At 68.3% G+C, this 12,683-nt stretch carries 11 protein-coding genes and 1 pseudogene; 7 read left to right on the top strand and 5 right to left on the bottom strand.

Features of this window, described 5'->3' with window-relative positions; genetic code table 11:
- Positions 1-149: 149 nt before the first annotated feature.
- Positions 150-461, bottom strand: a complete 312-nt coding sequence (locus APR04_RS15385) for a hypothetical protein (RefSeq protein ID WP_253871661.1) — start codon at positions 459-461, stop codon at positions 150-152.
- Between the two features lie 642 nt (positions 462-1,103).
- Here APR04_RS15385 and APR04_RS15380 point away from each other — a divergent pair.
- Both APR04_RS15380 and APR04_RS15375 read left to right on the top strand, forming a co-directional pair.
- Positions 1,104-1,505, top strand: a complete 402-nt coding sequence (locus APR04_RS15380; protein ID WP_253871660.1) for a four-helix bundle copper-binding protein — start codon at positions 1,104-1,106, stop codon at positions 1,503-1,505.
- A gap of 809 nt (positions 1,506-2,314) precedes the next feature.
- Positions 2,315-2,797, top strand: coding sequence for a ferritin-like domain-containing protein (locus tag APR04_RS15375; RefSeq protein ID WP_253871659.1), 483 nt, complete (start codon positions 2,315-2,317; stop codon positions 2,795-2,797).
- Positions 2,798-3,536: 739 nt separating this feature from the next.
- Here the strand turns inward: APR04_RS15375 and APR04_RS15370 are convergent.
- Entirely contained in the window at positions 3,537-4,427 is an 891-nt protein-coding gene (locus tag APR04_RS15370; RefSeq protein WP_253871658.1) for an SDR family oxidoreductase, read from the bottom strand.
- A 155-nt stretch (positions 4,428-4,582) separates the two neighbouring features.
- Between APR04_RS15370 and APR04_RS15365 the strand changes: the two genes are divergently transcribed.
- The 4 genes from APR04_RS15365 (at position 4,583) to APR04_RS15350 (ending at position 9,175) form a co-directional block, all read left to right on the top strand.
- Entirely contained in the window at positions 4,583-6,286 is a 1,704-nt protein-coding gene (locus APR04_RS15365; protein WP_425569944.1) for a TnsB C-terminal domain-containing protein, read from the top strand.
- A complete protein-coding gene (locus tag APR04_RS15360) occupies positions 6,283-7,215 on the top strand; it encodes a TniB family NTP-binding protein (RefSeq protein WP_443703148.1) in 933 nt (310 codons plus the stop codon). Before APR04_RS15365 ends, APR04_RS15360 begins: the two co-directional genes overlap by 4 nt.
- Positions 7,212-8,465 carry a TniQ family protein gene (locus APR04_RS15355; RefSeq protein ID WP_253871655.1) on the top strand — a complete coding sequence of 418 codons (1,254 nt, stop codon included), beginning with the start codon at positions 7,212-7,214 and terminating at the stop codon, positions 8,463-8,465. Before APR04_RS15360 ends, APR04_RS15355 begins: the two co-directional genes overlap by 4 nt.
- A 95-nt stretch (positions 8,466-8,560) precedes the next feature.
- A complete protein-coding gene (locus APR04_RS15350) occupies positions 8,561-9,175 on the top strand; it encodes a recombinase family protein (protein ID WP_253871654.1) in 615 nt (204 codons plus the stop codon).
- A 452-nt stretch (positions 9,176-9,627) separates the two neighbouring features.
- On the opposite strand, the gene APR04_RS15345 is transcribed toward APR04_RS15350, so the two are convergent.
- From APR04_RS15345 to APR04_RS30575, 3 genes and pseudogenes are all read right to left on the bottom strand, one after another.
- The gene (locus APR04_RS15345) at positions 9,628-10,191 is read right to left on the bottom strand and encodes a type 1 glutamine amidotransferase domain-containing protein (protein ID WP_253871653.1); all 564 of its coding nucleotides are present in this window, start codon (positions 10,189-10,191) and stop codon (positions 9,628-9,630) included.
- 51 nt (positions 10,192-10,242) lie between these two features.
- Positions 10,243-10,935 carry a zinc-binding dehydrogenase gene (locus APR04_RS15340; RefSeq protein ID WP_253871652.1) on the bottom strand — a complete coding sequence of 231 codons (693 nt, stop codon included), beginning with the start codon at positions 10,933-10,935 and terminating at the stop codon, positions 10,243-10,245.
- A gap of 51 nt (positions 10,936-10,986) precedes the next feature.
- A pseudogene (locus APR04_RS30575) lies at positions 10,987-11,184 on the bottom strand (glutathione-dependent formaldehyde dehydrogenase); the annotation flags it as partial.
- 185 nt (positions 11,185-11,369) lie between these two features.
- Here APR04_RS30575 and APR04_RS15330 point away from each other — a divergent pair.
- Positions 11,370-12,680, top strand: coding sequence for an ISL3 family transposase (locus APR04_RS15330; RefSeq protein WP_253871651.1), 1,311 nt, complete (start codon positions 11,370-11,372; stop codon positions 12,678-12,680).
- Positions 12,681-12,683: the final 3 nt, after the last annotated feature.

Below are 12,683 nucleotides of genomic sequence, written 5' to 3'. Positions count from 1 at the left end.
GCGCCCCTCCCCCGCTGACCACGATCGGCCAGCCCTTCCACGACCTGAGAGTGCGTGCCATCAAGCACCCGCTGTCGCTGCGCGCGGACCCGGGACCGTGCGACGGGTGCTGCGCGGTGGCTTCGACTTCGACGTCAGCACGGAGCCGGTCAGAGGTTGGCGTACATCTGCACCGCGACGCGGTCGAACCGGCGTGCCGCGGCAGCGTGCAGCACTTGCCCGAACCGGGCGAGCACGTCGGCCGGCGCGATTCGGTAGACGGTCAGCCGTGCAGCTTCGGCGTCAGGCCCGGTCCATCCGGAATGCAGGTCGGTGACGGCGCTCACGCGTTCGGCCGGCCAGGTGGCGTGCGGCCTGGCGACCATGTCGGCGCCAACCGGCTGCTCCCCCACCGTCGCCAGGACCTCCGGTGCCGTGCCGAGCAGGACGTACTCGACCACCAGCTCAACGACCTCCGACACCTTCAACGGTGCGAGACACTCGCGCACTGCTTCCGCCACCCGCAGCGAGCGGCTCCCGGCATCATGAGCTCGACCAGGTACGTCCGGTTCAGAATGGTATATACCGGATTTTAAGGCACGGTGAGTGGTGGCGATCAGGGGTTGGCGTACATCTGCACGGCGCGGTCGAAGCGACGCGCCTCCGGGTCCTGGCGTGCGATGGTCCATTACAAGACCCCCATCGGAACCCGAACCACTGCGTGAGCAGCATCCAGGGTACTGCGATCGCAGGGGCCAGAGCGGCGGAGATAGTAGCGGCATACCCCGACCGCTACTGGATGGCCGGACCCGAGGTGCTCGGGCAAGCGACGGACGACCCGCGTCAGGACCGGGACCGGGACACGGCTCAAGCAGAAATGAGCCGCGCCCCCAGTGCACCAGACAGACTAGATACACGCCGGAAGGGGCCCCGGCATTGGCACACGAACGCCCCGGGAACTCGCGGCACCGGAGTCCAGGGACCGACGCCCGGGCCGGGCAGCCTGAAGCTGGACCCAAGGCTGCGCTGATTGCGAGTCGCGAGGTGCGTTCTTACCGTGAAGACGAAAGCGGCGACGTGGCCCGACGGTAGCGGCGCCTCATCGGATCCTGAGAAGAGACGCCATGAAGACCAGCGAGATGCTCGAAACCTATCCGAAGTCGATGAACCTGGACCGCACGCTGCTGGCGAGCGCGATCGAGACCATCGTCGAGTGCTCCCAGGCGTGTACCGCGTGCGCGGACGCGTGTCTCAGCGAGGACACGGTGGCTGACCTGCGCAAGTGCGTCCGGACCAACATGGACTGCGCCGACGTCTGCGACGCGACCGCTCGTGTGCTGTCGCGGCACACCGGCTATGACGCGAACATCAGTCGCGCGCTGCTGGAGGCATGCATCGCCGCGTGCAAGGCGTGCGGGGACGAGTGCGAGCAGCACGCGAGCATGCACGAGCACTGCCGGGTGTGCGCTGAAGCATGCCGCACATGCGAGGCCGCCTGCCGGGAATTGCTGAGGACCATCGGCTGACCTCGCTCATCTTCCCGGGCGGAGGTCGAGCCGGCGCAGCAGTGCCTGGTCGAGATCTGGTCCTGCCGCCGACCCGGAGCCGATCACCGTGAAGCGGCTTGCTCCGTTACTTCTAATCTGCCTTCCCTGCGCCACCTGTCCGATCCCAATGCCGGGCAAGCTGCCAGGGCGGCAGGCGTCAGCCGAGAACGTGGTCGCTAGCCATATAGCAGTCCGCCTCGCCACGGAATCGACGTCGACGTGACGCCCGAGATCAGATGGCGCCCCTCCCTGGCCGATACCGAGCCGCTGTCCGTCGCGAATGGTGCCGCTGGATAGACCCGGGTCAACCGCGCAGTGCTGGATGGAGAGCCCGGTCGCGGGCAGCCAGACCCAGGTAGCCGCGTTCGTGTCGCTGGTGCCCAGAAGTCCGGCCAGGGATCGGGCAGGGCATCGTCGCGGCGAACTCGAACCGCCGACAGCCACGGTTACGCGACGACGCCTCGTGTAATCGGCGCAACTTGGACATGCTTCTGTGTTGGTGAGTCCCGCGACCGCAAGACCGTTGAGATTCTGCGGTTCACGGGACCCGCCGTCGAGTCTGCATCGGTAGGGGTTTGATCGCAACCAGACAGGACCCGGCACGTTCAACGCACCAGGTAACCGCGTCCCGACGACGAGCATGCGTGGCCGGGATCGCGGTTGCCAGTGGGCGTGTTCTGCCTAGCGTGGAACCAGGCCCAGAACACGGCCGGCACCCGCAGTGCGCGCAGCGAGACGCAAATCGCCGAGCACGGCAGCAGCCCCGCCCGTAACCACGGAGGTACGCCATGACAGCACGCGAGAAGGTCATCGACTGGTTGAACGACGCCCACGCGATGGAACTGGCCCTGGAAGAAGTCCTGGTCCGCCACGCGAAGGACGCCGAGGGCGACCCAGAGGTCCAGACCCGCATCGAACAGCACGCCGAGGAGACCCGGCGACAAGCGCAGACAGTACGCGGCTGCATCGAATCACTCGGCGGCGAGGTCTCCGGCAGCAAGGACACCGTCGCCAAGATGTTCGGGACGATGCAGGGCATGGCCAACCGGCCCATGCACGACACCATGGTCAAGAACGCACTCGCCGACTACGCCGCCGAGCACTTCGAGATCGCCTGCTACCGAGCTCTCATCGACGCATGCGACCAGATCGGCGCGGAAGATGTAGCCATCCGCCTGACCGACATCCTGCGCGAGGAAGAAGCCATGGCACGCTTCCTCGAACAGAAGCTGCCGGGCGCGGTACGCAGCGCGCTCGCTGACGCCATGTAGCCCGGCGGCAAACTAGGACAACGCGGTTCCTCCGTCGAGATCGCCCGCACCAGAGCCATGGTGATGCCCCGAGCCGAACTCCCGTGCCTGTATGGCCTTCATGCGGCCCTAGTTCGGCCGTCATGGCTGGCCCCGGCCGGCGTCACGCTAGGACCCACAGTCTGGCTCGATAGGCAAACCGTCATGGAGAAAGAGCCCTCGCTCTACGACTCACTGGGCGGGATGCCCGTCCTGCGCCGACTGAGCGACGCTCTATATGAACGGGTCGTTGCCGACGAGTCGCTGGCGCCGGTGTTCGCGAACTTCAACCAGCGCCACGTCGAGCACGTCGCCGTCTGGCTGGCCAGGTGTTCGGCGGCCCTGCGCAGTTCACGACGTCGCTCGGCGGTCACCGGCCATGCCGCACAGCCACCTCGCCCTCGGGATCCGCGACGAGCAGCGCCAGCGCTGGCTCCAGCCAATGTCCGTAGCCGTCGACAAGACTTGGAGCCAGCAAGGGTTGCAGACCTGGCGCTCGACGGCGGTCGCCGACCGGCACGTCATGACCGGCACCTGGCCACCCGCGGCACCCGCATCAGCGAGGTGGACGTCCGCGACTCGACGATGGCATTCGTCCGCGACCGCGCGGGACGACCGCGGCCCACAGCGGACACTCGAGTAGAGCGGTGTCGCGCCCGTGGGTGCACCGCTGTGCGGGTATGGACCGTGCCGGGTGGTCCGCCGTCGATTCCCGGCCCCGCTACAGTGGCCGGCCGCCCGTCACACCGATGCGGTCCCCGGTGATGTAGCTGGACTCCTGGGACGCGAAGAACACGTACGCCGGCGCCAGCTCGGCGGGCTGGCCGGGGCGGCCCAACGGCGTGTCGCCGCCGAACTGCTCCACCTTCTCCTCCGGCATCGTGGCGGGGATCAGGGGCGTCCAGATCGGCCCGGGCGCCACCGCGTTGACGCGGATGCCTTCCGGCGCGAGCTGCTGCGCCAGCCCCTTCGTGAAGTTGAGGATCGCCGCCTTCGTCGTGGCGTAGTCGAGCAGCTGGGGGCTCGGCTCGAACGCCTGGATCGACGTCGTGTTGATGATCGACCCACCCTCGGGCAGGTGGTCCAGCGCCGCCCTGGTGATCCAGAACAGCGCGTAGACGTTGGTCTTCAGCACCCGGTCGAGCTGGTCCGTCGTGATGCCGCGCAGCCCCTCGTCCTGGGACATCTGGTACGCGGCGTTGTTCACGAGGATGTCGAGCCCACCGAGCCCGTCCACCGCGTCGGCGACCAGCCGACGGCAGAACTCCTCGTCCCGGATGTCGCCCGGCAGCAGCACGGCCTTGCGGCCCGCGTCCTCGACCCAGTGCGCCGTCGTCCTGGCGTCCGGCTCCTCCTCCGGCAGGTAGGAGATCGCGATATCGGCGCCCTCGCGCGCGAAAGCGATCGCGACCGCTCTCCCGATACCGGAGTCACCACCCGTGATCAGCGCCCGCTTGCCGTCCAGCCGGCCGGATCCCCGATAGGTGGACTCCCCGTGATCCGGCTCCTGCGACATGTCGCCCGTGCGACCCGGCGGCTGCAGGTCGTCCGCAGGCTGCTCCGGTCGCGGGTACTGGGTGCTGGGATCCTGCGGCGTGGTCTGGTCCGACATGTCCAACTCCCCCGTCGACGTCAAGCGGAACATCCATGTCAATGTCCGAAGTCGTCTGCGTAGGTGACCTGCATGTTCGGACTCTGTGCACACGAGTGCGATCTGCCGGCGTGTCCGTACAGGTGTGCATGACCGGTGCGTTGTTCCATAGTCCTGTGCACGACGAGACGGTCGACGATGACCTGATTCCGGAGCGCGGTCTGTTGACCGTCTCCGATGAGGTGTGGGCGCTGGCGGTCCGCCGAGCCGAGGCGATCGGCCCGCTGGCGAAGGCCGGAACGGCCGGCGGGGAAGCGGTGGAGGCTGTCGCCGAGCAGCTGGGTATTTCGCGGCGGCAGGTCTATGTCCTGCTGCGGCGGTGGCGCGAGGGACAGGGCGTGGTCTCAGACCTGATCCCGGGTCGCTCCAGCGGCGGCCGCGGCGGGGAGCGACTGCCGGCCGAGGTTGAGGCGGTGATCCGGGAGGCGCTGCGCAAGCACTACCTGACGCGGCAGCGGAAGAAGACCGCAGCAGTCCACCGCGAGATCACGCGGACGTGCCGCACCCGGGGCCTGCCTGTTCCCTCACGCGGCGTGATCGTGCGCCGCATCGACGCCCTTGACCCACACGCCGGGACAGCGGCCCGCGAGGGGCCAGACGCGGCCCGGTCGCTGGAGTCAGCCGGTGGCCGGGTGCCGCCGGTGACCGGCGTCCTTGAGCAGGTCCAGGTCGACCACACCGTGGTGGACCTGATCGTGGTCGACGAGCGGCACCGCCTGCCGATCGGCCGGCCGTACGTGACAGTCGCGATCGACGTTTTCTCTCGGTCCCTCGTGGGCCTGGTGATCACCTTGGAGGCGCCCTCGTCGCTGTCGGTCGGGCTGTGTCTGGCGCACATGGTCACCGACAAGCGGACCTGGCTGGAGCGCCTCGGGATCGAGGTGGAGTGGCCGATGGCCGGCAAGCCCGGCGAGCTGTTCTTGGACAACGCCGCGGAGTTCAAGAGCGAGGCCCTGCGGCGGGGCTGTCAGGAGCACGGCATCACCTTGCGCTACCGGCCCCTGGGACGCCCGCACTACGGCGGCATCGTCGAGCGGGTCATCGGCACGCTGATGGAGATGGTTCACGAGCTGCCCGGCACGACGTTCTCCAACCCGGCCCAGCGTGGCAGCTACGACTCCAATGCCAAGGCCGTGCTGACGGTCGCAGAACTGGAGAAGTGGCTGGCCCTGGCGGTGGCGAGCTATCACGGCGAAGTCCACGGCACGACCGGGCAGACCCCGCAGGCCCGCTGGGCCGCCGGCAATGCCGCGACGTCTGCGGTGACGGTGGCCAATGAGAGCGTGTTCCTGGTGGACTTCCTGCCGGTGTTCCGCCGAACCCTGACCCGGACTGGGTTCGTCATCGACCACGTGCACTACTTCAGCGACGCCCTCAAGCCGTGGATCGCCCGCCGCGACCGACTGGGCCGGTTCATGATCCGCCGCGACCCGCGCGACCTCAGCCGCATCTGGGTCCTCGATCCCGAGGGCGGGTCTTACCTGCCGGTGCCCTACCGGACCCTGTCGTACCCGGCGGTGAGCGTGTGGGAGCACCGCGCGGCACTGCAGCGGCTCCGCGACCAGGGCCGAGCACAGGTGGACGAGGGGGCGCTGTTCCGGATGGTCGAGCAAATGCGCACCGTCACCGACACCGCCCGCTCCACCACGCGCAAGGCCCGCCGCAACGCCGAACGCCGCAACCAAGCGGGCCCCGCGTCCCCACGAGCCAAGCCCACCGTGGCGCCGCCGCCCGGTGACACTCCGGCCCCCGTTGACGACACTGCCGGCGCCTCTGGCTCGGGTTCCGTGGTTCCATTCGAGGAGATCGAGCAGTGGTGAGCGAGAGCCAGAACTGGACCGGCGAGGAGGCCGCGGGTGAGAACCTGGATCATCTGCACGCCCGCACCCGGTCGGTGGCCCGGCTACCGGCGGAGGAGCGGCTACGGCACGTCCGCGCTGACCGGTGGATCGGCTACTCCCGCGCCACCGCGGCCCTCGACCGGCTGGAGACGCTGTACGCGTGGCCGGGCAAGCAGCGCATGCCGAACCTGCTGCTGATCGGCCCGACGAACAACGGCAAGTCGATGATCATCGAGAAGTTCCGCCGCCTCCACCCGCCCACATCTCACTCCGATCGTGAGCAGATGCCGGTGCTGGCTGTGCAGATGCCCTCGGAACCCTCGGTGATCAGGTTCTACGTCGCGCTGCTGGCCGCGATGGGAGCACCGCTGCGCACGCGCCAGCGCCTGGCCGATCTGGAGCAGGCCGCGCTGTCGTTGCTGCGCGCGGTCGAGGTGCGGGTGCTGGTCATCGACGAGCTGCACAACGTCCTTGCCGGGCGCGGTGAGGCCCGGCGGGAGTTCCTCAACCTGATCCGGTTCCTGGGCAACGAGCTGCGCATCCCGCTGGTCGGGGTCGGTACCCGGGAGGCGTATCTGGCGATCCGCTCCGATGACCAGTTGGAGAACCGCTTTGAGCCCTTCACTCTGCCGCGGTGGGAACCGGATGAGGAGGCGCGTTCGCTGTTGGCCAGCTTCGCCGCTGCCTTTCCGTTGCGCCGCCGCTCGACCATCGCCACCGAGGACATGGCCCGCTACCTGCTCACCCGCAGCGAGGGCACCATCGGCGAGCTCGCCCATCTGCTGACTGACGCTGCAGTGGCCGCGATCGAGTCCGGCGAGGAGGCGATCAACCAGCGCACTCTGCTCATGGCGCCTTACGTCGGTCCCACCGAACGACGGCGGATGTTCGAGCGCGAACTCGCATGAGGCGCCGCTGGCCGCTCCACCCGCCACCGCGCGACGACGAGGCGCTGTCGTCCTGGGTGACCCGGCTGGCCGAGCTCTACAGAATGGAGGTCGAAGAGCTGCTCCGGCATGACCTCGCCCCACCTGGAACCGACCCTCCCCTGCGGAAGCGCGGCGCTCTGGACCTGGACCCACCGGCCGCAGTGCTGCTCGCGTTGGCCGAGCGCACCGGCGTGCCCCTCGGCGACGTGCACCGTCTGACCATCGCCGGCCAGGTGCCCTGGCTCCTGGACACGCTCGACCCGGAGCCGGAACCGGGGGCGGCGTTCGACACCTACGTCCACCAGGACTCGGTGCTCCTTACCACCAAGGAACGACGTCGCCAGCGGGTGCCCGGCTGGCGGGCCTGGGTGCCCACCGCCGAGCCCCTGCGCCGAGCCTGCCCACTCTGCATGGCTGCCGCGCCGGTCTTCACCCTCGTCTCCCAGCTCCCGTTGACGCTGAGCTGTCCCAAGCACGGCTGCACACTGGTGCCGACCATCGGCGCCGCGGGGACGTTCCTCGCGTGGCAAGAGGCGAACACCCAGGCCACGGCCGCACCGGAAGCCGTCATCGCCATGGACCGGCGCACCCAGCAGGGCCTTCGCACAGGCACGGTCACCGTGCCCCGCCGCTCTGTGCACGTCGGCGTGTGGTTCCGGCTGCTACGCACGCTCATCGACGAGCTATCCACCCCCGTCTCGACGCTGCGGACCCGCTCCCGGCGCACCCTGCAATACATCTGGCGGACGACCGGCCAACCCGTCCGCGCCGGCCTCGTAGGTCGCTGGTGCTCGTACGAGGCGCTGCCCTGGAACCAACAGCAGATGTTCCTCGAAGCCGCGGCCACCGCCCTGCATCTGGTCCAAGCCGGCGAGGTCGCCGCTCACGGCACCCTGGCACCGCTCCTGACGCCCGAGCCCCACCGGCCCGTTCCCGACGGCACGCCACCGGCCCCTGCACCGCGTGATTACTGGAAGGAGGCCAGAGACGCAATGAACGGGTCGATCGCCCTCGCACAGGACGACCCCGCCGCAGGCAGGCAGTTGCTGACCATCCTCACCTCTATGACCCGCAGCGAGGCGAGTTTTCAGCGCACCCGCGAGGACCTGATCGCCCTCGGTATCCCCGGCAAACACCTCCCATCGACGCTGGCCGAGGTGCGTGCTCGCGAGACGCAGACCGGCCGGAAGACTGCTGTCACATTTGACCGACGCAGCCCCTTCGCGTGACTTAGAATAGGTGATTGGTTACGTAACACGCGCGTCCGGCTTGTACGCCCAGTCGGTGTTGTCATGTAAATGGTCGTATACGTGATGGAGTCGGAATGCTGGTGGGGTACGTGCGGGTCTCGAAGGCCGACGGGTCGCAGACCACGGACCTGCAACGCGACGCGATGGTCGCGGCCGGCGTGGACCCCGAGCGGGTGTATGAGGACCACGCCTCCGGCGCCAAGGATGACCGGCCCCAGCTGGCCGCCTGCCTGAAGGGGCTGCGCGAGGGGGACACGTTGTTGGTGTGGAAGCTGGACCGCCTCGGGCGGAACCTGCGCCACCTGGTCACCATCGTCGATGACCTCACCGCCCGGGGCGTCGGGTTGCAGGTCCTCACGGGGCAGGGCGCGGCCATCGATACCACCACGGCCGCAGGCAAGCTCGTGTTCGGAATCTTCGCCGCCCTGTCCGAGTACGAACGGGCCCTGATCTCCGAACGCACCGTCGCCGGGCTGGCCTCCGCCCGCGCCCGGGGACGCAAGGGCGGGCGCCCGTTCAAGATGACCCCTGCCAAGGTCCGTCTCGCCGCCGCCTCCATGGGCCAGCCCGACACCAACGTCGCCGCCTTGTGCAAAGAGCTGGGCATCACCCGCCAGACCCTCTACCGGCACGTCTCACCCTCCGGTGAGCTTCGAGACGACGGCAAGAAGATCCTCGGCCGCCGGTAGAACGATGCCATCCGTGTCGGTGCCGTATGCCGGCCCCGTCCCGGCGACACTCACCGGACGGGGCAACCGGGACGCCGGGGCCGGGCGCTCGTGCGGTGCTGGTCGTAGATGTGCGCGCATCCCGGCGCCCGTTCGTCTTACGGGACGTCGGATCGGGTGACGAGTGTGCCCGCGGGCCACGTCATGCACAGCGCAGCACCGGAAGTTACCTCACCGTGTCGCTGGACTCCCGCGGGAGAACTTGCCCAGGGCGACGGGCTGCGGAACACCCGGCCGGCGTCGGTAGCGACTCTTGACCGGGGCAGAGTCGTACGCGAGAGCCAGAACGCCAGTGGCGGCAGCGAGCGGAAGCCCCCGGCGATGCCCAATGTCAGGGCGCGGGGACGGGGACCGGGTGGCGCCGGTCAACGGATTCGCTGTCTGGACTATGAACGTGCGGGTCGCCGCTCGGTTCAGCCGGACACGGGCTGCGGGGCCTTTGCGAACTGCTCGACGATCGCGGGGCAGAAGGCCGGCAGGTCCTGTGGCCCCCGACTGGTGGTGAACTGGCCGTCGACGACGACCTCCTGGTCGACGACCTCCGCTCCGGCGTTGCGCAGATCGGTGCGCACGCTGGGCCAGGACGTCAGCCGGTGCCCGCGCACGACGTCGGCCTCGACCAACGTCCAGGGACCGTGGCAGATGCTGGCGACCGGCTTGCCGGTGGCCACGAAGGCCTTGACGAAGTCGACCGCGTCGCTGTTCGTGCGCAGCTGGTCGGGGTTGACCGTGCCGCCCGGCAGCAGCAGCGCGTCGTAGTCGTCGACGGAGGCGTCTTGCACCTGCTTGTCGACCGGGAAGGTGCCGGCCGAGACGAGGTCGAACTGCCGCGCCTGGATTTCGCCGGAGTGGATGGAGAGCAGCTCGGTCGTCGCGCCGGCGCCGTGCAGCGCGCCTTGCGGCTGCTCAAGTTCGACGCGCTCGACGCCGTCGGCGGCGAGGATCGCGATCTTCTTGCCGTGCAGTTCCTGTGCCATGGGAAGCCTCCAAATCGATTCGAGTACAGGACGGGCGGAAGCCGGGCGAGGTCACCCGCCGGGCCGGAAGACCGCTCGGACGCAGCCGTCGTCCTTGTTCTTGAACATCTCGTAGCCGCGCGGACCCTGGTCCAGCGGCATCACATGGGTGGCCAGGTGGTCGGTTTTGAGTTCGCCGCGGGCCATGTGCTCGAGGATGCTGGGGATGTAGCGGTGTCCGTGTTGCTGGGCGCCGCGCAGGGTGAGTGCTTTGTTCATCACCGCACCGAGGGGGAACTTGTCCACGACTCCGGCGAAGACGCCGAGAGTGAACACGGTTCCCCCCTTGCGGCAGGCATGAATGGCATGGCGCACGGCGGTGGGGCGGTCGGTCTGCAAGCGCAGCTGCTGCTTGACCTGGTCGTAGAGGTAGCCCGGGCCGTCGCTGTGGGCCTCCATTCCCACCGCCTCGATGCACACATCCGGGCCGCGGCCGCCGGTGAGTTCGCGTAGCTCGACCGCGATGTTGGTCTGCTCGTAGTTCAGTGTCTCGGCACCGATGTGCTGTTGGACCTGCTTGAGCCGGTTGTCGAGCCGGTCGATCACGATGACGCGTTCGGCGCCCATCAGCTGCGCCGCGGCCGCAGCCATCTGCCCGACACCACCGGCGCCCCACACGGCGACCACGTCGCCGGGTTTCACCCCGGCCTGATCGGCGCCTGTCCACCCGGTGGGGGCGGCATCGGAGGCGAACAGGGCCGTCATGTCATCGACGCCGTCGGGGACGGCGAACGCCCCCTGGTCGGCGTAGGGAACGCGGATGTAGTCGGCGTGGCTGCCGGCGTACCCACCGAGGGCGTGGGAGTAGCCGAAGCAGCCGCCGGGAGGGTAACCCCACAGCGCCTCGGGAATCGCCGGATTCGGGTTGCCGTTGTCGCACAGCGAGAACAGCTTGTTCTGGCAGTACCAGCACTTCCCGCAACTGATGAACGAGCAGACGACGACGCGGTCGCCGACCTTTGTCCGTTGCCATTAATCCTGTAGTCCGTGCCATAAATCTTGTCGCCCTGCCACGGGACTTGTAGTCCGTGCCATAAATGGCTCTTCGCAGATGAGGGTGTAGCGACGTCGGTTTCCGGATAGGGGTCGAGGTCTTCCAGGATGGAAGTTCTCACACTCACCGTCCGAAAGACCTCGACGTGTCCCACGCTACCTTCGCCGCGCCCGATCTGACCATGTTCTGCCGACTCGACGAGCTCGGCCTCGTCGCCGTCGGGCAGCACCTCGAACCGGATCGGGCGGTGATCGAGTGCCGCGTCGCCGAGCCGGATCCATGGTGTCGCAAATGCGGGACCGAGGGCGTCCCGCGCGACACCGTAATGCGCCGATTGGCACACGAGCCGTTCGGGCACCGGCCGACAACACTGCTGGTCCGGGTGCGCCGCTACCGATGCGATCACTGTCGACGCGCGTGGCGGCAGGACACGGCGAGGGCGGCACCGCCGCGAGCGAAGATCTCTCGCGGCGGGATCGAGTGGGCGTTGGGAGCGATCGTTGTCGACCATCTCACCGTCTCCCGGGCCGCTGCCGGTCTCGGAGTGTCGTGGCATACCGCGAATAGCGCGATCATCACTGAAGGCAAGCGCCGGCTGATCGATGACCCCGCACGGTTCGACGGGGTCACCACGATCGGCGTCGATGAACACGTCTGGCGGCACACGAGGTTCGGCGACAAGTACGTGACTGTGATCATCGATCTCACCCCGACACGGAATAAGACAGGCCCGGCGCGGCTGTTGGACATGGTCGAAGGACGTTCCAAAGCCGTGTTCAAGCAATGGCTCGCTGGTCGTCCGAAACCCTGGCGGGACGGGATCGAGGTCGTCGCGATGGATGGGTTCACCGGGTTCAAGACCGCGACCGCCGAAGAGCTTCCCGACGCGGTCCCGGTGATGGACCCGTTCCATGTCGTCCGCCTCGCTGGCGACGGATTGGATCGCTGCCGGCAACGCGTCCAACAGGCCACTGTTGGGCATCGTGGCCGCGCTGGCGACCCGCTCTACAAGGCCCGCCGCACCCTCCACACCGGCGCGAACCTGCTCACCGACAAGCAGCACGCTCGACTCGAGGCCGTGTTCGTCATCGCGGAGCACGTGGAAGTCGAAGCGACCTGGGGCATCTACCAGCGCATGATCGCTGCCTACCGGGAACCCGACAAGCACAAGGGGAAGGCGATGATGCGATCCGTCATTGACTCCGTCACCAGCGGTGTTCCCGCCGCGCTGGTCGAGATCCGTCGCCTCGGACGAACCCTGAAGCAACGCGCCACCGACGTACTCGCGTTCTTCGACCGCCCCGGAACCAGTAATGGGCCCACCGAGGCGATCAACGGCCGTCTCGAGCATCTCCGCGGCTCTGCTCTCGGCTTCCGAAACCTCACGAACTATGTTGCCCGCAGCCTGCTCGAAAGCGGAGGATTCAGACCCCACCTACACCCTCGATTGCGATGAGCC

The organism is Promicromonospora umidemergens (assembly GCF_024171995.1).
In the GTDB taxonomy this organism is placed as follows: Bacteria; Actinomycetota; Actinomycetes; order Actinomycetales; family Cellulomonadaceae; genus Promicromonospora; species Promicromonospora umidemergens.
Note: the sequence above shows the minus strand (reverse complement) of the source record. Positions and strands in the feature narration are given on the sequence as shown.

Coding starts and splice junctions, on each gene's coding strand:
- APR04_RS15380 (WP_253871660.1), top strand. CDS start 1,104: ATGAAGACCAGCGAGATGCTCGAAACCTATCCGAAGTCGATGAACCTG.
- APR04_RS15375 (WP_253871659.1), top strand. CDS start 2,315: ATGACAGCACGCGAGAAGGTCATCGACTGGTTGAACGACGCCCACGCG.
- APR04_RS15370 (WP_253871658.1), bottom strand. CDS start 4,427: ATGTCGGACCAGACCACGCCGCAGGATCCCAGCACCCAGTACCCGCGA.
- APR04_RS15355 (WP_253871655.1), top strand. CDS start 7,212: ATGAGGCGCCGCTGGCCGCTCCACCCGCCACCGCGCGACGACGAGGCG.
- APR04_RS15350 (WP_253871654.1), top strand. CDS start 8,561: ATGCTGGTGGGGTACGTGCGGGTCTCGAAGGCCGACGGGTCGCAGACC.
- APR04_RS15345 (WP_253871653.1), bottom strand. CDS start 10,191: ATGGCACAGGAACTGCACGGCAAGAAGATCGCGATCCTCGCCGCCGAC.
- APR04_RS15340 (WP_253871652.1), bottom strand. CDS start 10,935: ATGACGGCCCTGTTCGCCTCCGATGCCGCCCCCACCGGGTGGACAGGC.